Origin of the sequence: Enterococcus sp. AZ109 (assembly GCF_051714625.1) — a bacterium.
Lineage (GTDB): Bacteria > Bacillota > Bacilli > Lactobacillales > Enterococcaceae > Enterococcus_A.
Window position 1 is genome coordinate 769,549 of record NZ_JBIOSF010000001.1, and the last position, 19,298, is coordinate 788,846.

23 protein-coding genes are annotated in these 19,298 nt (G+C 39.3%); 1 reads left to right on the forward strand and 22 read right to left on the reverse strand.

The features are described 5' to 3' along the window. Positions 1 to 2: 2 nt before the first annotated feature. The 19 genes from IGI42_RS03665 to rplS form a co-directional block, all read right to left on the reverse strand. On the reverse strand, positions 3 to 305 hold the full coding sequence (locus tag IGI42_RS03665) for a hypothetical protein (protein ID WP_429963220.1): 303 nt from the start codon (positions 303 to 305) through the stop codon (positions 3 to 5). A 49-nt stretch (positions 306 to 354) separates the two neighbouring features. After that, complete coding sequence (locus IGI42_RS03670; RefSeq protein WP_438714334.1) at positions 355 to 870, reverse strand: antirestriction protein ArdA; 516 nt, start codon at positions 868 to 870, stop codon at positions 355 to 357. A 1-nt stretch (position 871) separates the two neighbouring features. Beyond that, positions 872 to 1,093 (reverse strand): hypothetical protein, encoded by a 222-nt coding sequence (locus IGI42_RS03675; protein ID WP_174127516.1) that lies wholly within the window; start codon positions 1,091 to 1,093, stop codon positions 872 to 874. A gap of 63 nt (positions 1,094 to 1,156) precedes the next feature. Beyond that, complete coding sequence (locus IGI42_RS03680) at positions 1,157 to 1,456, reverse strand: hypothetical protein (RefSeq protein ID WP_429963218.1); 300 nt, start codon at positions 1,454 to 1,456, stop codon at positions 1,157 to 1,159. Next, positions 1,443 to 1,754 (reverse strand): hypothetical protein, encoded by a 312-nt coding sequence (locus IGI42_RS03685; RefSeq protein ID WP_438714336.1) that lies wholly within the window; start codon positions 1,752 to 1,754, stop codon positions 1,443 to 1,445. The genes IGI42_RS03680 and IGI42_RS03685 overlap by 14 nt, the downstream gene beginning before the upstream one ends. Position 1,755: 1 nt before the next feature. Next, positions 1,756 to 2,943, reverse strand: a complete 1,188-nt coding sequence (locus IGI42_RS03690) for a replication initiation factor domain-containing protein (RefSeq protein WP_438714337.1) — start codon at positions 2,941 to 2,943, stop codon at positions 1,756 to 1,758. 249 nt (positions 2,944 to 3,192) lie between these two features. After that, positions 3,193 to 4,821, reverse strand: coding sequence for a DUF2326 domain-containing protein (locus tag IGI42_RS03695; RefSeq protein ID WP_438714338.1), 1,629 nt, complete (start codon positions 4,819 to 4,821; stop codon positions 3,193 to 3,195). A 195-nt stretch (positions 4,822 to 5,016) separates the two neighbouring features. Further along, complete coding sequence (locus IGI42_RS03700; RefSeq protein WP_438714339.1) at positions 5,017 to 5,772, reverse strand: HNH endonuclease; 756 nt, start codon at positions 5,770 to 5,772, stop codon at positions 5,017 to 5,019. A 150-nt stretch (positions 5,773 to 5,922) separates the two neighbouring features. Next, complete coding sequence (locus IGI42_RS03705) at positions 5,923 to 6,216, reverse strand: hypothetical protein (RefSeq protein WP_438714340.1); 294 nt, start codon at positions 6,214 to 6,216, stop codon at positions 5,923 to 5,925. Between the two features lie 16 nt (positions 6,217 to 6,232). After that, a complete protein-coding gene (locus IGI42_RS03710; protein ID WP_438717007.1) occupies positions 6,233 to 7,447 on the reverse strand; it encodes a DNA cytosine methyltransferase in 1,215 nt (404 codons plus the stop codon). Beyond that, the gene (locus IGI42_RS03715; protein ID WP_438717008.1) at positions 7,444 to 8,835 is read right to left on the reverse strand and encodes an FtsK/SpoIIIE domain-containing protein; all 1,392 of its coding nucleotides are present in this window, start codon (positions 8,833 to 8,835) and stop codon (positions 7,444 to 7,446) included. Before IGI42_RS03715 ends, IGI42_RS03710 begins: the two co-directional genes overlap by 4 nt. Positions 8,836 to 8,869: 34 nt before the next feature. Then, the gene (locus IGI42_RS03720; protein ID WP_438714341.1) at positions 8,870 to 9,121 is read right to left on the reverse strand and encodes a hypothetical protein; all 252 of its coding nucleotides are present in this window, start codon (positions 9,119 to 9,121) and stop codon (positions 8,870 to 8,872) included. 51 nt (positions 9,122 to 9,172) lie between these two features. Further along, positions 9,173 to 9,535 (reverse strand): YdcP family protein, encoded by a 363-nt coding sequence (locus IGI42_RS03725; protein ID WP_438714342.1) that lies wholly within the window; start codon positions 9,533 to 9,535, stop codon positions 9,173 to 9,175. A gap of 18 nt (positions 9,536 to 9,553) precedes the next feature. Beyond that, a complete protein-coding gene (locus tag IGI42_RS03730) occupies positions 9,554 to 9,868 on the reverse strand; it encodes a DUF961 family protein (RefSeq protein ID WP_174127509.1) in 315 nt (104 codons plus the stop codon). 15 nt (positions 9,869 to 9,883) lie between these two features. After that, positions 9,884 to 10,246 (reverse strand): hypothetical protein, encoded by a 363-nt coding sequence (locus IGI42_RS03735; protein ID WP_438714343.1) that lies wholly within the window; start codon positions 10,244 to 10,246, stop codon positions 9,884 to 9,886. After that, positions 10,230 to 10,490, reverse strand: coding sequence for a hypothetical protein (locus IGI42_RS03740; RefSeq protein ID WP_438714344.1), 261 nt, complete (start codon positions 10,488 to 10,490; stop codon positions 10,230 to 10,232). Before IGI42_RS03740 ends, IGI42_RS03735 begins: the two co-directional genes overlap by 17 nt. Positions 10,491 to 10,512: 22 nt before the next feature. Next, complete coding sequence (locus tag IGI42_RS03745) at positions 10,513 to 14,340, reverse strand: SpaA isopeptide-forming pilin-related protein (RefSeq protein WP_438714346.1); 3,828 nt, start codon at positions 14,338 to 14,340, stop codon at positions 10,513 to 10,515. 195 nt (positions 14,341 to 14,535) lie between these two features. Next, complete coding sequence (locus IGI42_RS03750) at positions 14,536 to 15,189, reverse strand: hypothetical protein (RefSeq protein ID WP_438714347.1); 654 nt, start codon at positions 15,187 to 15,189, stop codon at positions 14,536 to 14,538. Between the two features lie 339 nt (positions 15,190 to 15,528). Then, the gene (rplS, locus tag IGI42_RS03755) at positions 15,529 to 15,876 is read right to left on the reverse strand and encodes a 50S ribosomal protein L19 (RefSeq protein WP_438714348.1); all 348 of its coding nucleotides are present in this window, start codon (positions 15,874 to 15,876) and stop codon (positions 15,529 to 15,531) included. Between the two features lie 265 nt (positions 15,877 to 16,141). On the opposite strand from rplS, the gene IGI42_RS03760 reads away from it, so the two are divergent. Further along, positions 16,142 to 16,621 carry a cyclophilin-like fold protein gene (locus IGI42_RS03760; protein ID WP_438714350.1) on the forward strand — a complete coding sequence of 160 codons (480 nt, stop codon included), beginning with the start codon at positions 16,142 to 16,144 and terminating at the stop codon, positions 16,619 to 16,621. A 48-nt stretch (positions 16,622 to 16,669) separates the two neighbouring features. On the opposite strand, the gene IGI42_RS03765 is transcribed toward IGI42_RS03760, so the two are convergent. The 3 genes from IGI42_RS03765 to rimM all read right to left on the reverse strand — a co-directional run bounded on the left by IGI42_RS03765 (position 16,670) and on the right by rimM (position 19,278). Further along, a complete protein-coding gene (locus IGI42_RS03765) occupies positions 16,670 to 17,935 on the reverse strand; it encodes a TIGR00341 family protein (protein WP_438714351.1) in 1,266 nt (421 codons plus the stop codon). A gap of 94 nt (positions 17,936 to 18,029) precedes the next feature. Further along, positions 18,030 to 18,767 (reverse strand): tRNA (guanosine(37)-N1)-methyltransferase TrmD, encoded by a 738-nt coding sequence (gene trmD / locus IGI42_RS03770; RefSeq protein ID WP_438714353.1) that lies wholly within the window; start codon positions 18,765 to 18,767, stop codon positions 18,030 to 18,032. Continuing rightward, entirely contained in the window at positions 18,754 to 19,278 is a 525-nt protein-coding gene (gene rimM, locus IGI42_RS03775; RefSeq protein ID WP_438714355.1) for a ribosome maturation factor RimM, read from the reverse strand. The genes trmD and rimM overlap by 14 nt, the downstream gene beginning before the upstream one ends. Positions 19,279 to 19,298: the final 20 nt, after the last annotated feature.

The following is a 19,298-nucleotide window of genomic DNA, read 5'->3' on the forward strand; positions in this document are numbered from 1 at the left end:
TCCTATTCTAGTGTGATAAGAATCTCTTGTCGGTTATCCGCCAACACACAACGATAGATAATAAAGGTGTCATAGCGCGCAATGTTCTTCTTGAACTCCGGATAGTTGACCGTATGAAACCAAACCCCGTATTCCTTTTCTTCAAACAGCTTTTCAGGTGTTAAGTACTCACAGTTCTCTTTGGCATCTGAAACAATGGTTTCAAAGAGCTTTTGCTTGATTTGTTCTTTTAACAATGGGAAAGAAAGTAAATTATCAATTTCTTCGGTCAGTCGTTCGTTGTTCATTATTTTGTACTGATACATGTTGTCCTCCTTGTAAAAAAGGCAGACCGATAATCGATCTGCCTAGTGTTTAATTATTGTATTCAAATATGCCATGAGAGGTAACGAGATAGTTGCCCTCAATTTCCATATCCCGACCAAGTGCTTGGTAGTCGAAATAGTAGCGCAAATTTTCAGGCAAGGCACTCAGCGCACCCGTTTCTTCGATGTATTGCTGCGCCACCTCACTCATGGAATCACAATCGGCATAGTGGATGATGTCGTCACTATGCTCAACCAATTCATCAATATCTGAAAACCAGCTACGTTGAATTTCTTTTAATTCCTCATAGAGAGGTGTGCCTTCAATCTCTTGGAGCTTTTCATAAAGATGGTTCAAGCGATCAATCGAAGCGTAGTCATTAATAGGAAACGGCAACTCGTAATCATGAATCGCATATTCTTCGTATTCCGCATTCAGGCCAATTTTTTCTTGAACTTCTTCTTCATCAATGGGAAAGGAGAACCAGGCGCCAACCAGTTCTCCTTCGTTGTATTTGCCAAGATTGGCAATGTAGACTTTCATTTCATCGGTACTAATTGCCATGTTAACCACCAATCACCGTGTTAAAGATGTTTAATAAGACATCCTTGACACCAGCCGTATTGAATACTAACCCTACAGCAATTGCAGCGACAATCAAAAAGCCAATCAGTTTTGAGAATTCACGTTTGAAGCCTAAATACACACCAATCACGGCAATCGCTAGTAATACCAATGACTGGGCATTGGTGGCAAACCAGTTAAATAAATTTTGACCAAAATTCATCTTGTTCCTTCTTTCATCAATTTTTTGTGTTTGTTTTCCTTTCCTAGAGTTTGATTTTTCTGCTCAGGTAAACCAATGACCTGTCTTGTTTTTGTTGTCTTTCAGATACAAAGCATAGGAATCAACCCGCCGAACAACCGTGAGGATATCCACGCGGTCACAATAGACTTTGATACTCGATTTTCCATTAGGAAAGATACGCATTTTGTAAAAGCTGTAAACAATCTTCTTGGTAGTTTCATCCTTTTCACCTTCAACATAGAGCGTAGTGAAATGACCAATGGTACGGTAATAAACATAGCTTTCAATCCCACATAAGAAACCGCATTTCTTTAATCGACGTGTTAAGTTACTTTCCCGCACGATTGTGCCACTTTCGAATCGGTATGTTTTCTGCTTGTGCGACCTCACTCAAATAGCCGCGATAAAACTTGAATCGCGGCTGATCTTTGAGCAGTGGTTTTCCATGGATATCTAGTAGACTACCAAAACCTGTTTGTGTTTGACGCCAGTTGAAATAATCGGTCGGTGTACCATAGGGAGTCATTTCTGACAGTTGTCGGTATTTGTAATCTTCTTCGATGCCGATCAATACGTCATCGTAAAGGTAGATATTGAATACATAAGGACTCTCCTTTTCTTCAAACCTTCTAAGAAGCAAGTCAATCACCTTCCTTTGCAATGAGTTCTTGGATCAAGGTGGTGTGCTGTTCAATTAGTTTTTCATGCTTTTTTGATAAGCTAGTCGCATTCAATAAGTCATTGATCTTGCTGGTCTCATTTTCACGATCGATCAGTAACAACATCTTCAAAGTGGGAGCAACTTGGCGTTGTAGCCAAAGCAAGGTTCGGCTAAGTTCGACAGGTTTTGGTTGTGTCGTCAATTTGATTTTCTCTCGATTCTTCCCAATGAAGACTTGCCAAGAAGCATCTATCGGCCAGTTGGATTTCTTTTTCGTTTTGTTCGGTTCTAGGAATGTGAGGTAGGACGTCATGATATTAAAAATGGTTCGCTCACAATCTCGATAAATGAGTAGGTCTTGCATTGCGTGATAGGCACGATCATTTTTCAAGCGAATCTCGTATCGATTTTTAATCACTGCTTCTTCGATTGGTACCCCACGTTTGATCATTTGTTCGATGTCTTTTTCGTAAAAGCAGAAGTAGATATCACTCTTCAATGAGCCCAGATACAGCGTGTTCCCAACAAAGGACGGTTCTTCTTCACTCGCAAATTTTCCTGAACCCAACGCTTGAAAAGAACGAAACTTGGAAGTCATTTCCCGTCGCTTACACTTTTCAGCTAAATAGGGAATCGATAAAAGCCCGACTCGATCATTAATTGCCAAATCGATTCGCTTGTAGTGCACGTTTTCCTTCTCACAACGCATGAAGAAATCAAACCAAGAACGATTTTGCGCCAAAAGAAGGCTCTCGAATTCTCGACAGCCTTGACCTTTTAATTCAATTAATGTTCCTTTGTCATCTTCTTCTGGAGAAATCATTACTTGGATATGACCAAAGACGTACTTGGCAATGTATCCATAAAAAGCATAATCCTCATAGAGCATATAGTTCATTTTGATTTTGAGTACGTTCTCGATGATATATTTTTCGTCGTGGGTATCAAAGCGTAGGCGAACATAGTCAAAGACTAAGGACAGTTCATTGTCAGGGTTTAATTGTTCTAATGCTTGGAGCAACACTTTTTTTGTTATATCAGACGGTTCTTTTTGACCAGTTTCAATCATACTGATATAGCGTCTTGATTTTTGACTAGCCACCGCTAAACGTTGTTGGGATACCTCATAAAGTTCTCGTTTCTCACGTAAAGTATTTCCAAAGCTCAATGTTTTCCTCCAAATAAAAAAGATGAGAAATAAATGACGCTATTTCCCATCTGTAAAAAGTAGCTGAAAGTCTTGGTAATCCTAACTTTCAAGCGATTATTCAATTGCTTGTATTGTCTTTACTACCCCCCTAGTTAGATACTGGGGGTTTTTACTTTGCGGCGCGCGAGCGCGCCACAAAGGCAAGCTTCCAGCTCGCCGCTTCGCACTGGGGTGCAGCGACGGCTGTTGCTTGCTTGCACAAAATAGTTATCTTTTTTTAGATAGTTTTTTCTTGAACAAATATCCTCCAGGACCATCATACAGTCTCTTCTTAATCCAGAATTTGTCATCATCACTATCAAAAGTAATATCTCTATCATCCTTTAAAGTAAGGATTAATTGGCAATCAGTATTCACTAAAATTGGATGCATATATTTTAGTAATCTGTATATATTATTTGAGTCTATCCCATCGGTAACGTCTGTATCTAGTATCAAGAAATCAATATTTCTTTGTAGACTCCCATGGTTAAGCAGGAGTAAGAAGCAATAGTATATGATTGTTTTCATGTTCGACTTACCTGTTCCAGAATCATCCTCGTAATGAAAATCTATCTTCAGTGACTTATCGAAGGAGATATCAAAACTTACATTTCTTTCAGCTTCATAAACGTAGTTCACAATTTTATCTAGAAATTTTCTGTGAGACTCGATTTCTAGTTCTTTGGAGTCAATTATTTCGTTAATGGCATTTGAACTGTCCGAAGCAAATCTATCAAGTCCGCTGTCAACTTTTGAAGATATCAGATTGCTTGAATTGCTCACAAGTTCTTTAATAATTACTGATGAGATGTCAACATTTTTTAAATTCCCATCTTGGAACTTTTTAGTTTCTATTAAAGTTTTCATTCTGTTTTTTTCAGCAGTTTGCCTTCTAATCAGAAATATCAAGTTCTCTTGTACGTTATTTAACTCAGAATTGATCACATCTTGGTTTTCCAATAGCAACTTGGTGTTGAACGCTTCCGATTCTTCAAATGTCTTTTTAACATACTCTCCTAGTTCCTTGTTCAATATAGTGAATAAGGAATTAAATCTTGAAGAATTATTAGAAAATTTCTCGAGCTCTTTCTTCGACTCAATTAACTGTCTTTCTTGTACGGTTAATAAGTCTATTTCACTTTGTAAGCTAGAAATTGATAGTTTAAGTTCATTCAATTTTTTATTGATTTCTTGATTCATTTTGGTGTAATTATCAATTTCATCAGGCAAAATCTCAGGTATCATCTTGGCTGTTTTTTGTAAAGAATTTATATATTGAGTAAATCCCTTTTTCTCTGATCTTAATACTTCAGTTCGAGATAATTCTTTTATTTCTTCATAAGCAATATCCAGCAGAAAAGCTTGGTAGGCTGATACCTTATAGTCTTGGTCAGCAGAAAAACTTTTTAATCCTTTTCGGAAATCTTTGATAGGTTCCATTTTAAAAAAGAAATGAAGTAGACTGCGCCAACTGAAAAAAGAAGGGCCGCTACGAATATTGAAATAGTATTCTAACAATCTTTGCTTCCAATCAGAAACCGAAACATGGCCATCAGTTGATAAGAACACCATGTTATTGCTGTTTTTTGATTTGCTGATTTTTCTTGTCACAGAAATAAGTTCATCCTCAAAGTCCATCTCTAAAGTAATTGAGTATCCTTGTAAATCAGCATAATTTGACAATTCCGATCTTTTGTAGTCTGCACCTAAAGCATAGTTAATACAATCTAAAAATAAACTTTTACCTAATCCATTTGTTGAGTTGTTCAAACGCTCAGCTAAAATAATATTTACACCACTACTTAGCACAACTTTTTCAAATCCAGGGAAATCACTATTCACGGATCGAATCATTTTTGTTCACCTCCACAGTTGGTTCGTCTAAATAACCTAAAGAGAAAAGAATAGTCATGGTATCTATATATTCTGTAATTGATGAAAAATGTGAACTATTCCCAGAATAGGAAAAATCTTTGTTCTCATTGTTTAAAAGAAGAAGTGCTTTATAAATTAGTGATTTGTGGCTAGGTGTTATCTTTGTTGGAATTATCATATACTGAACACCTCGCAGATAATAAAGAAATAGATTAATGGAATTCTATTCCCAATAACTTGTTTTGACGGATCATACATCAATGACATCATTTTATCGAAAAGATCCGCGTTACTGAGATCTTTTTCTTGATCTTTTATGCGTTGATATAAAACTTTGACAGCTGCTCTTATTTTTTCTGAAATGATTGGTGAGTTTTCCAATGACTGTTTGAATATAATGAACTCAAAAGCATATTGATCTCTGATAGTTTTTGCCTGTCTAAAATAAAGATTATTTACACTAATTTTTTTATCAACAGAGACTTTTGTAAAACCTGTGACGGTATCAAAATTATCGAAATCTTTATCTGAACAGTTCAAAAGGCCAAGTAAATGATCATAAAATCTTACTAGTTCATTCGAATGATTGATGTCACCAATTCCGAGTAAATGCTTATACTCTTCTTTTACAAAAAAATCCTTTTTAAATCTCTTATTGATATTAAGAAGATCAACCAATGAATAAGTATTTAAACCTTCGTCATCAATTAAATCATGGCAGTCACTACAGAGACATAAACCATTATCCGAGCTCTTGATAAAATCACTACCATAGCTAGATCGATATTCACTTCGAGGTCCATTCTTTGAAGCTGGAATAATATGAGCAATTTTTGGACTAGTTAAGCTTTTTAAGCATAACATGCACACACCATCGGAATAGTTGATGATTTCAGTTCGTACCTTCGGAGTAAAATTTTCCCTCACCATAAATACACCCATTTCATTATAAATAGTAGGATTTTATATATACCTATTTCCATATCTATAATTATACAGCATAGGTTTGAAAATGGTTAAGAAAAATTAATCATGTTATAGTTTGCTCAAAAAGACAGGCTGTTATTCAATTGTTCATAGCTAACCATTTACGACGTATCCATCAATTCCATCCGAGATCAAAGTATTTCTAAGATCATCGACTTTCATTTTATCCGATTTGTCTTTCGCAATATCCGACATTGCCTGTAATTTACTAATCAAATCATCAAAATGAATCTCATCTTCGGGATCAATGCTGGGGTCATCCACCAAACCTCGGATTCCATTCTTTTTCACTAAGAATCCGACATCCAATAACCATCCCTGTAATTCTTCATCATTGGTTTCTTTAGCGAGTTTGTATAGCGTATAAATCAGTTCATCATAACTCATTTGACTCCACTCTTTCCTAATTAAATGCGTGTAATGCAATCTGATAGACAACTTCCTGTGCAACACTATTACCAGCTTGTTTGTATAATTGACTAGCAGAGACAACCTTTTCCGCTCGTTCAAAAGCCCAATCTGGAAAACTCTGCAGCCGCCAACATTCCCGTGGTGTTAGCTTTCGTATTCGCATTTCATTTGTCACTACTCCTTGAGAATCATTTGTAACAATGGTATTGGCAAGTTGCTTACCAACACGACCACGGCGGTTCTTAGATGTTGGAAAAGCGATGTTGATGCTATCGCCAGGATGCGCTTCGGCATAACCTTTCTTAGTTGCTTCTTTAACAAAAAGAGACTGCCTCTCTTTTGATGACAAGGCAGTCGCTACTTTTGGATGATTATTCAATTTTTTCAAGTCGTCTGAGGATAAGAGAATTTTAGGCCCCTCTCCTGTTCCAGCGGTGAGGGTGGGGCTAAGGCCCTCACTACGATAAACTTTCCCACTCATTCCGCGTTCGCTAGGATTGAGGTTCCCAACCACTAGTATTTTTGGTTCTTCTCGGGTCGTAAGGGTCGGGGAAATACCCGCAATATCATAAAATCGCTTCGTCGTGTCATAGCCAGGAAGTTGTTTTGCTTTCTTCGCAGTATTGACACGTTTTATATCGTTCTCAACAACTGCTGGGTCTTTTCGTTGGACAGGAAATATTTCGGATCGACCACTTCCTCTAAGACGTGCGATAATGAAGGTACGTTCTCGGTTTTGCGGAATTCCAAACCACTTATTGTTACATACACACCACTCGACATCGTACCCCAGTTCATCAAGCGTGGAGAGGATTGTACGAAACGTGTTCCCTTTGTCGTGATTGAGTAGCCCTTTGACGTTTTCAAGGAACAGAAATTGTGGTTGGATTTGTTGGGCGGCACGGGCAATTTCGAAAAACATTGTTCCTCGAGTATCCTCAAATCCTTTTCGTTTTCCGGCGATACTAAATGCCTGACACGGGAAGCCTCCGCAGATGATATCAACTCTTCCATGTAATTCCTTCCATTCTTCATTTGTAATTTTAGTAATGTCATACCGCGTCCATTCATCTTTGACTTGATGGATCGCTTCATAACTTTTTCGGGCAAATTTGTCCCATTCTACATAACCAACACAAGTGTGTCCAGCGCGTTCCATACCAAAGCGAAATCCACCGACACCTGCAAATAAATCAATAAATCTTATGGTTTGTTCTCCTGTTCTTCATGTCGAAACATGAGGGTATTTTGTTGTTCATAAATTGTTTGGATCGTTTGAATAAAATCATGACCTTTCGGTACTAAAGGTGTGTAAAATTCACTAATCACACTATTGCCTGAATCGACGTAGCCGCGACCTCGAATTCGTTTTTGAAAGAAGTCTTTGTTGGTCTCACCAAACATCATTCCGTAGCCCAGCTCACTCATTCGTCCCAATGCGACACGTAACATAAATTGATCCCGAATCCCATCACCTAAATATTTCGCATCGGGTCGCTGACAAGACAGGATGATAAAGAAGCCCATCTGCCGACCAAGCATTACGATTTGCTTGATTTTATTCATGACTTCATTGCTTTCACGACCCAGCATATCCATAAATGCGACGTATTCGTCGAAGATGAGAAAATACGGTTGAAGACCTAAGTAGGCATAGTTTTCGCCTGTCTTATAACCTTCCATTTGCTTCATAGTTTCTGTTCTTTCCATCATTTTTCCATAGAATTCATTGAGCGCTGCGAGCATTTCCTCCTTGCGGTAATAAACGTTCGGTAGAACAACCGAGAGGTCGGCCAAATCGGAATTCTTCGGGTCCAAAATATACAACTTCGCATTAGTCTGTAGCAACGTCTCGATCAAAGTAAGGATGAAATAGGATTTCCCGCCACCCGTTCCACCAGCTATCAACATATGCGGTAATTGATCATAGCCCCAATAAACATTCTTCATTAGACGCAAGCGGCCATTCTCCGTCTTGACCTCATCAATACTGATGCGATTGGCTATTGTGTCATAGAGTAGTGTGTACACGACAAAGGATTCTTCCAGTTCCTTATCCACCAGCTCACTGTACAGACCACTTTCAAGTTTCTTCTCTAAATGAAGCAGTTGGTCTTGATAGCTGTTCAGTGAAATCTCAACGGAAATAATCAAATAGCCGTTTTTCATCTGATAAAAGATTTTAGGAAAGTAGGTAATCTTTTCTTTGCTTTTTGTTGAGGAGAGGTCCTTAAAGAACCCTTCCTGCTGCACCGTTTCGACCTCGTACCAATGATTTTGTAAAATCATACGAGCAAGCTTTTGTCGATGCTTCAATTGCCGATACCAGTCTGGAAATAAGAGAAATAAGAAATAGGCGACTAGTAGGCAGCTCACTGTTGTGCAGGCACTCACTAGAAGCAATTTTTGCCAATGAATTTGTTGGCTCGCTTCATTAATCCGTTCGAGTAAAAGTAATGGGCTAATAAAAAATTGAAACACTTGTTTGCGGTAAATAAGAAACAATTCCCCAACAAATAGCGGTACTAGAAGACCGAGAAAAGTAGAAATTACCAGATTTTTATCCTTTGGACGAATCTTTTTCCCACGTCTTATTAAGTACCGCATTGGATTGATTCGATGGAGGAAACTAGCCATCAATCCACCCAATATACTTCAAGGTATTTTCTTGTTCTTCTGGAACCAATTCAAATTGGAACATCCGCGGTTTACCATCAACGGTCAGTTCCTCATCGACAGATATCGCAATGACATCGTAGTTGTTGCCTAGTTCATTCAGCTTCTCAATGATTTCCGTTTCACTTTTTTGATATTCCTTTAGTGTGAATCTGGAATAGTCATCAAAAAACTGATCCAACCAGAGTATTTTCAGTTTGTTCATTTGTTTTTCTCCTTGAAAAACGTGCAAGATCTCTCCTGCACGTTTCGGTTATTATTGATTTTTTGGATGTGGTGATTGGCCTTGTTGTTTTTTGACTGGAACGATATCTTTGCATTTGATGTACCAATCAACATCCGCACCACGGAAGTTCGGGTTGGCGACAGTATCAACAATCGGCTCTACCAACAATACTTCTTCGTTGTACGCGAATTCTTTTAACGGAATATCGGAGGGCACACTGACTTGAATCATTTGTTTCTGACCCGAACTCTTTAAATCGTAGGTTCGTTCTTTGACTTGCTCGGTGACTTCACCATCCGACCCACGTTCAAATACCTCTCGACGTAGGGCGGAAAATTTTAACGTACCAAATGTTTTTTCGTTATCGACAATAATACCTTCTGCTAATCTCATTCTTTTTCCTTCTTTCTTTTAGGCTTTCACAATGTTTTCGGCGGTTAGGACATAATTCGTAAAGGCACTTTCGCCAATTTTATAACCAACTGCTGAAATCTTAGGTTCAACTAGGCGTACCTTGGTTTCATAATCAAAATCAATCTCTCCGGCAATCGCTGGAATGGTTACTGTTACTTGATCGGCTTTTTGTACCGAAGAGTACAGGTGATAGGTGCGAGATAAGACTTTTAATCGTCCGTCTTCTCGGCGGCTTTCGACAGAAGCTTCGCCTGCAAATTCTAATGTACCGAATGTTTTTTCCATGTTTGGGATAATCTGTTTTAGTTCCATAGTAATCTCCTCATTTTATAATTGATTCAAATCGAACCATTGTTTGGATTGTTCATATGTGGGTTGAACCACTAAAATCAACTTGTTCTTTTGATGATAGCGTTGCTTCACTAAGAAACTTCGAAAGGCAGTTCGATGATTCTTGGTTTTTTCTGGGCAATAATAAGCCCACAGCAGATCGTTTTCTTGCACTTGAATAACCTGGTGTTCTTTAAAAATGTGATTGGTTAATCGCCGCCGTTCTTGAACTTGATAGGCAGCGATTAACAGCGCTCTTCTTGTTTCCTGAATGACATCAATAGAATTTTCTAGTAAGCTCGCTAGTTCTTGTTGGACACTAGATTCATCAATAAATTGAATTTCATAGAGTTTGGTCACGGGCTTTCCTCCCAGTTAAGGCAACTTTTCGATGATAATCCGCTATGACTGTTTCTAATAAACGTTGGTAGAAGTTTTGTTGTATAGGATGCACCACACGTAGATTATTCGTCGTTGGAAATTGCAAGTAGTATCTGTCATATTTGGAGCGACACAAGGCCACTTCTTTGATGACTAGTTGGTGATCCAATACCAATTCTCCCATCATCAAGACAGGAGAATCGTCAATTTCCACTAAGTGCATGGATAGATGTGTGACTTCCATATTAATTAGTTTTGGCTTTTTTCTTGAAGCGATACAACGTACCGGCAACCGCTAGTGTACCCAAGCCAAGAAGTACAAGGATGATTGATTGTTTTTCACCGGTTTGTGGCAATGTTTTCTCTGGTTCAATTTTTTGATTGGTTAGTTCTGCTTTCACGATTTCACCGTCCTCTTTGATTTCAAACGCATGAAGAGAGTCATCCAATTGATAGCCTTCTGGCGCATCGAACTCTCTGAAGTAATAGGTTCCTTTCGGTAAGTTCTCGAAAGTGAAGACGCCTTGGTCATTGGTGCGACCTTCCGTAATGATTGTTTGATCTTGATCTAGAATTTGAATACCGGTATTTGGCAGTAGGTCACCCGTACTCACATCCTTTTTGGTCAATTCTAAGGTTCCTTTAGCAAGATGGTTCTTCACTTCAAATAGCAAATTATTCTCTGAATCAGTCAGTAATGATGCACCCTCTTCATCAAATGCTTGGACACCGTCTTTCGTAGAAACTAAGTGGATTACTTGATCAGAAAGGACAAAAGAATCACTGGAAGCTTGTTTTTCTTTCAAATAGAAAGTACCTACTGGTAGGTTCTTCACAGTTCCAATAGAGTCTTTGTCGATGGTAATGGTTTGAAGGGTTGCCCCTTCTTCATCTTCCAATGTGAATACTGCACCTTTGGCGGGATCGGTATACTCAAACAGATAGCCATTTTTCTCTTCTAATGTGGCTTTTTCGTTCACTTTCTTAAATTGGAATTCGTTCAAATGTAGCTGGTTGAGAATCGCTGTTCGAGTTATTTTGGTGTTGATTTGTTTTTGACCGTAAAAGACTCGATCCTTCCAAATCTCAATTTTCTGGACCGACTGGTTATCTTTGGCTGTAAAAGTAAAATCATATTCTGTTTCATCTAGCACATGATTTTCTCCTGCTTCTAGTTCTTTTGCATAGTAGTTTCCTTCAGGTAGTTGTACATCAAAGGTAGCCACCCCTTTTTCAACGGTGGCAAAGCCAACTAGCGCATTGGCAGGTACAGAGATGGTGTCGCTCAGGACTTTTTCTTCACGAGTGAAAAGTCCAAAGACCTGATTATGACCATCTTCCAAACTAATTTCTGGTTTATTCTCATCCCAAGAATCAATCGATTCTTGGCTCTTATAGAGTTTGATTAGTAGTGATTGAAACTCATTGTAAGCAGTGATAGTCGTAGAGGTCAGGTCCACCTGTTGACCAGCATAGGTCAATTCAAAAGGAATCGGCGTTGCATCAATCACCAGTCCATTTGGAGCAGCTTTCTCAATCGCTTGGTATTTCCCTAAATAAAGAAGTGGTGTGGTTAGTTCACCCTTTTCATCCGTCACTAATGTAGCGACTACTTCGCCTTTTTTCGCACGAACAGTCCCGTCATTGGTGATAATATCCTCGGCAGCTTCAATATCAAAAGTGACACCTGCTGCTAGTTGATCATCAAAAACAAAGGAGTATAGATCACCAAAATCCGAATCCGTTTTTTCAACGCCTAATGGGGTTTTAGCATGTTTCGTTAAAATGGCTACCCCTTTTTGTGAGTTGTCTTTAAATTGGATTTCAATCAAGCCATTATGAGAACCATCAACTTTAAACGGAAGTGGGTCTTTTGCTAGAATATAGCCGTTCGGTGCTTGAACCTCAATCAGTTCATAATCGCCATAGGATAAGGCTTCAGAAAGAATCAAAAAGCCTTTCTCATTGGTAAAGAACGTATCCGTCACGCCTTCATCATTGAGATTTGGCATCATCACAAAGTCATTGGTTTGTTTATTTTTGATTTTGAATCCTGCATCGCTACGAGGAATGGTTTTGCCTGTTTCAGCATCCACCTTTACAACTTTGAGTTTCTCTTCGATGACTTTGTTTTCTAGTGCATAGTGATGGGTTTCATTTTGTGTACGAATCGTTACCTTAAAAGGCTCAATCGGTTCATAGCCTTCAGGCGTTTTGGTTTCTTTTACGGTATAGGTGTCATAAGGGAGGTCTGTAAACTTCAGATAGCCTTCCTTATCTGTTTTACCAGTGGCAACAACTTTTTTAGTGGTGTCGCTTGTAACCGAAAATTCTACGTTTTCTAAAGGTTTGATTTTCCCTTTTTTATCTTTCCAATCATAGTTCCCAAATTTGATAAGGTCGAACCCACCTGTGATGACTTTTTCTTTCGCCGTAACAGTTTCTGTGGTAGTTTCTACCGTTTGACCAGCATAAGTTAATTGGAAAGGAAGTTTTGTTTTGTCTAATTGATAGCCTTCTGGAGCTGTTTTTTCCATCCAGTAGTAATCGTCTAGCAGCAAATTATCTACTTTCGCTTGTCCATTTCTGATTGTGACTGTTGCGATTCGTTCATCATTCGACGCACGATAAAGTTCATAAACAGCCCCATCTAATGAAGCAGCACCCTGTGGTTTTGTGCCAGTTTTTTCATCTTCTTTTTTCAAGATGGCTGATCCTTTTTGTTCTTGGTCCGTCGCGTTAATATCTGCGTGTGTGATTTCAACAGTTTGACCCGCATAGGTTAATTCGAAAGGAATTTTTTCTTCATTCAGTAAATAACCTTCCGGTGCTTTTTCTTCTACTGCATAATAGGCACCTAACTTTAAGTTGACAAGTTGGGCTTTTCCAGCAGTATCAGTCGTCATCGTACCAACCTTGGCGCCATCCTTAGTGTAGACACCATAGTTCGCTCCATCTAAGCGATAATACTGATTAAACATAGAAGAACCGAATTCACGTCCCACCTTGCTTAGGTTGACTTGGCCGAGTTGTTCTTTGTTGTTCAGAATGACTTCAAGGGTTTGATTTGGCTTAATGATCACTTCTTTGAGTTCACCTTTGTTCACATAACCGTTTGGCGAAGTGACTTCGGTGATTTTGACTTTTGTACCAGCCTTGATCCCACTCAATTGAGCAAGGCCATCGTTGCCAGTGGTAATTTCTTTGGACTGACCATTGTATTCAAACTTCAGTTTGGCATTAGGTAGGGCAGCACCGGTATCTTGATCAACCTTTTTAGCACGAACGTTTCCGTTGAGATTCACTTTGATGTTCAAGCTGAAGGTTCCACCATTCGCCAACTTGAAGGTAGCGACCTTTTGTTGACCTGCCTTATTATAGACAAAGCTTTGACCGATATTTTCACTACTAGCAATCGTATACTCTAACTTCCCAGTTTCTTTTGAATTCTCTTGAGCCGTTAGCTTTAGCGTATTGCCATTTTTTTCTACTTTTAGGTTCGCAGAATTCTCTACTAAGTTCCGGTAATTGCTTAACACATTGGCATTATCAGTCAGCGTAATAGAATCACCAACGTTGAGTTCAACTGTTTGCCCATTGAAGGTTGGTTTCACATTATGTCGATTGACCTTCGCCAGCACTTCGTTTTTCCTTGCTTCATAGTTTGGTAAGTTTGTCGAGATGAGTTGATCCCCGAGCTCTTGCCAAACCATAAATTGTGTCACCCCATAATTGTCATTGGTTGGATTCTGTTGATAGCCATAATATGCAATTAGTGACAAACGATCCTTTTCAGCAATGGTTAATTCTGATGGTTGAAAGTCTGAACCAGGTGTTAAACTCACGCCATGCTCAATACAAAAAGCTGGTACACCATCGACTCGTTTCATCCAAACAGATTCATCTGTCCAATGAAGACCACCAAAACGACTGAGATACCAAGAAGAGGAATAATTTGCGACGGGTTGGTCAGTGACAGTAGCAGCGAGCGTCAATACTGGATTAATCAAAAAAGCAACCACGATTGTTGTTAAGGTAAACAACGTGGTTGCTTTGCGTATGACTCTATTCATTTGTTTTCTCCATTCTAGTTGGATTTTTATATACTGATTGATTTATAGTGGGGCTCTTGTTTCTTACTTTCATAGAACCTCCAAAAAAGGTGTTGAGTTTAAGCGAACTAACAATTTATTAAAAACTTGATTACTGAACTGTGAAGCCTTTTAACGCAAAAAAGGGACTAGATAGTTTCATCTAGCCCCAGTGTTTCATTTTCTATATTGTTTCAAGTTTTCAGACAAACGTTCATTTTTGATTCGGCGATAATTGAATCCAATCTCTTCCATTAATTCTTCCCATGTTTTTCCAGTTCTTCGGATGATGGTAGAAGGGGATGGCATAAATGAACGATTATAGTTTTTTTCAAATTCAGTTCTTGATAAAGTGTTCTCTAAATTTAAACGTACGATTTCTGTTTTTAATAAGCTTAGCAGTTCGAAACTACTTAAGCTTTCTTTTTCGTTGGTGATGAAGAAAAACTTTATGTCTCCAAATCGTTTCTTCAGAGTTGAAAGAGAAGGAATGTTTTCACCAACACTCTTTTGATCATAGTTTCTCTGAGAACGGATGCTATTTGCTTTGATAAAGTCCTTAACAATTTTCTTTAAATCTCGATCAGAATAGCTGTCCCATTTGTATCGCTCATACGGTTTTTTGCCTAAAGATAATAGCATTTTATCCCAAGAACCAAACCGTTGATTTATATACCATAAACTGGGAGCCTCACCAGGGTACTCCGCAATTTTTCGTTGATAGTCTCTTACTGTGTTGATTTCATGAGCATCAATAAAACCGTTAATTAAGACTAATAGCTCTAGAACGTTTTTGTCCTTCCAAACAATTCTTTGATCAGTAGTTTTCATATAACTCTTCCTCTCGAAGTTTTATAGAAACTGCGAGAATTGCCCTTTTGGTCGCCCGTGTTAGTTGAATTGGTGTATCTTCCGGGTGAGTTCAAACCCAGCCTCAAAGGTTCGGAACTCAGTTATCGTTTTGGTATTTTCCGAATGAATAATGTCGTCAGTGACGCACCTTGAATTTCACCAGTTTTGACTACATAGGTAGTCAAAGTGAGAAAATCTAGGAAAAACTAGGGAAAAAAGCACTCAAAACGGATTGCATCGTCAAAAGAGCAAAAGAAAAAGCCCTTGATAGACAAGGACTTTCGCAGTTTTTTACTTCGGTAAAGAATCTCAGAAAACCTATCTCCGAATTTCTTTGATACGAGCTGCTTTTCCGTGTAATGCACGTAGGTAGTACAATTTTGCACGACGTACTTTACCGTAACGAACTACTTCGATTTGAGCAACACGTGGTGTGTGCAATGGGAATGTACGTTCCACACCTACACCGTTAGAGATTTTACGTACTGTATAAGTTTCGCTGATGCCAGCTCCACGACGTTTGATTACTACGCCTTCAAATAACTGGATACGTTCGCGAGTACCTTCGACAACTTTCGCATGAACGCGAACAGTGTCCCCAGGACGAAATGCTGGAATATCCGTACGTAATTGGTCTTTTGTTAGTTCTTGAATCAATGGATTCATTTTATCATTCTCCTTATTCCCAAACATTCTTAAGGCCTGCGCCCCAGCGGAACATCGTAATAGTTGAGAGCTTTTCACTCACCAAGACATTGTAGCACAATCAAAATCTATCTGTAAAGACAATTTTCTTGTCATCCTGTTTTATTTTCTTAAGTTTTCATTTCCTCAGGTCAGTTCTTCTATTCTTATGGTGATTTGTCGAAAAAAAGGACTTGACTTAATGTCCAGATTAACTGATAGACTTCTTTATTAAAGGAGGACTCTGATGAATAAACTACTAACTGCTATCGTTTTACTTTTGACCATCAGCTTTTTAGTTGGCTGCGGCAGCCAAGAGTCAACTAACCAGAGCACAAATGAAGAACAGGAGGACAACAGTATGGAACCTACAACAAATGACCGGCACATTCGTGTCCAATCAGATGAGGAAGCGATCATTTTTCAATTAAATGACAGTACAGCGGCCAACGAGCTATACAATCAATTGCCGCTGACAGTTGAATTAGAGGATTTTGGCAGTAACGAAAAAATCTTTTATCCGCCGGAAAAACTAAACACAGCAAATACCCCCACAGCTGTAAATAAAATTGGCTGCTTGGCTTATTATGAACCATGGGGAGACGTGGTAATCTTTTATGATTCCTTTTCACCCTCTGGCAGTTTATACGAATTAGGCGAAGTAGTGGCTGGCGAAGAATTTCTGGGTGCTTTTTCTGGCAACGTAACAATCGAAGTCATCGAATAGCTGATCAAACGAAGCAAGCCCAGACGAAAAATATGGGCTTGCTTGGCGTTAGTCAGTTAAATTTATGGTAATATCAGAAGCACCCTTCGTCAATTCTGCTGCCTTTTCTAGAATTGCTTCTCGATCCTCTTCGCTTATCCTAGCACTTGGGGTAACATCGACAATTCCCGCTTCATCTCCTGACCTTGTCTCGCTATTTCTTAATGTAATACTGGTAATGCGATTAGGAAACTCACTGAACAATGCTTTTTTGATGGCCTCCATTTGGCGCTGTAGCGGTTCGGTAGTGACGGTACTACTGAGTGCTCGGGTACCGGACATTCCTCTAGTCTCTTGTGCCTTTTCTTCTAAATAGCGATCGATATCCTGTAAGCTTAAGGAATCACTGTCGGCCACCTGCTTCACTACCAGCTGATAATCATCAAGGTTGTAGTTGGCCATTTTAGTCTGTAGTTGCGACACCTGTTCTTCTGAAAGCTCGGTTCCGATAGTGTCTACCACTAGTTCCTGGTTGTCATTGTCGATTTCTTGATTTAATACATAAAATTGAGAAAATTCCTGCGAAACAAAGCTTTGAGCATTTTGCTGGGCGACTTGTCTACGCACTAAGGAACCGGCAGAATAAATACTCGGTATCATGATCAACAAAGCCAACCCCACCATCAAATACTTGCGTTTCTTTTCCTCCTCCTTGTTCACTACTTTACGCTTTGCTACCTGTAACACCTGTACAACAATAAAAGCGGTAATCATAATGAAGGATACATTGACCAGAAACAGATAACCAGCACCAAAGAAAAAACTGGCATCTCTTTCGTAAAGGCCATAGCCCATCACACAAAGCGGTGGCATCAGGGTTGTCGCAATAGCGACACCGGGAACAATATTATTGGGTTCTTTTTGCCGAGCACCGATCATTCCAGCTACACCACCGAAAATAGCAATAATAGCATCCCAAATAGTTGGCTGTGTTCGTGAGACAATCTCACTGCTGGCATAAGTGATTGGTGATAGCAAGAAATAGATAGCTGCCGCCACAATCGCAAAACCAGCTTCCAGCAGCAGTAATTTCAACGCTTTAGCAGTCAGCCGTGCATCAAAGGTGGCTAAACCCATGCCTAAACCCTGAACGGGCGCCATGATTGGCGAAATCAGCATTGCCCCTATTACTACTGGTTGAGAGTTCATATTCAAACCAATTGAAGCGATTACAATTGCGCACACCAAAATCATGATATTTTCCTTTTTCGGATAAATGCCGTCATAAATTTTATCGTACAATTCCTGATTGGTTAAAACCGAGCTTTCCTTCATCCGAATTTCTCCTCCTTTTCCACCTTCTTTTCTTTTATTCTAGCAAAAAAGACCAAATGACTAAAAAAATATGATTAGTCATTTGATCTTAAGATTAGTTTTCCGCTTTAATTTCGTCTAGCATTTTTTTCATTTGCTCAGTCAATTCCAGTTTTTCCAGCATATCTGGTCGACGTTGATAGGTTCGGCGTAACGATTCCTTCAATTGCCATTCTTCAATTAAACGATGATTGCCATTCATCAATACTTCTGGTACTTTCATCCCGTTGAATTCCGCTGGTCGGGTATATTGCGGGTGCTCTAACAATCCAGTCGAATGCGAATCCGTTTTTGCTGAAGTTTGATTCCCTAGAACTTCTGGCAACAAACGAACCGTAGCATCGATCATCACCATGGCACCTAGTTCGCCGCCTGTGAGGACATAGTCACCTAAGGACACTTCGTCTGTTACCATCGAACGAATCCGTTCATCGTATCCCTCGTAGTGTCCACAGATGAATACCAGCTGTTCCTCATTGGCAAACTCTTCTGCCATCTTCTGATCAAAGGGCTTACCCGCAGGATCTAACAAAATCACCCGTTTACGCTGATCGCCTGTTTGGGCTTCAATAGCTTTTAAACTATCGTAAATCGGCTGAACTTTCAAGAGCATTCCTGCCCCACCACCATAAGGATAATCATCAACCTGTTGGTGTTTGTTGTCTGAGTAATCCCGAAAATTATGGATATTAATCTCCAATAAATCTTTTTCCACCGCCTTGCCGATAATCGATTCGCCCATCGGACCTTCAAACATACGGGGAAAAAGCGTTAGTACATCAATCCGCATCATCCAACAATCCTTCCGGAATTTCTACATAGACTTTGCCGGCTTCTAAATCGATTTCCTTCACCACCGATTCAATGTAAGGAATCAAGGCGTCTTTTTTGTTCTTGCGCTTAACGATCCAGACATCATTGGCTCCGGTAGCCAGAATCTCGGTAATCTCGCCGATTTCGCGATCCTTTTCATCAATCACCTTTAACCCGATGATTTCATGGTAGTAATACTCGTTTTCTTCTAGTTCCCCCAGCTGATATTCGGAAACCTTCAAAATACCATCCCGTAACGGCTCCACCATGTTGATGTTGTAGTAGCCTTCAAAGGTTAACAAATCAAAGTTCTTGTGCTGGCGATGACTAGCCACTGTCAGTTTCAACGGTGATTTGCCATCTTGGAACAAGTATAGCGTTGCCCCAACTTGGTAACGTTCTTCTGGAAAATCGGTTTGTGAAATTACGCGCACCTCACCTTGGATCCCGTGTGTGTTCACAATTTTTCCTACTTCATAATAATTAGTCATTTCTTTTTCCCCCATCTCTC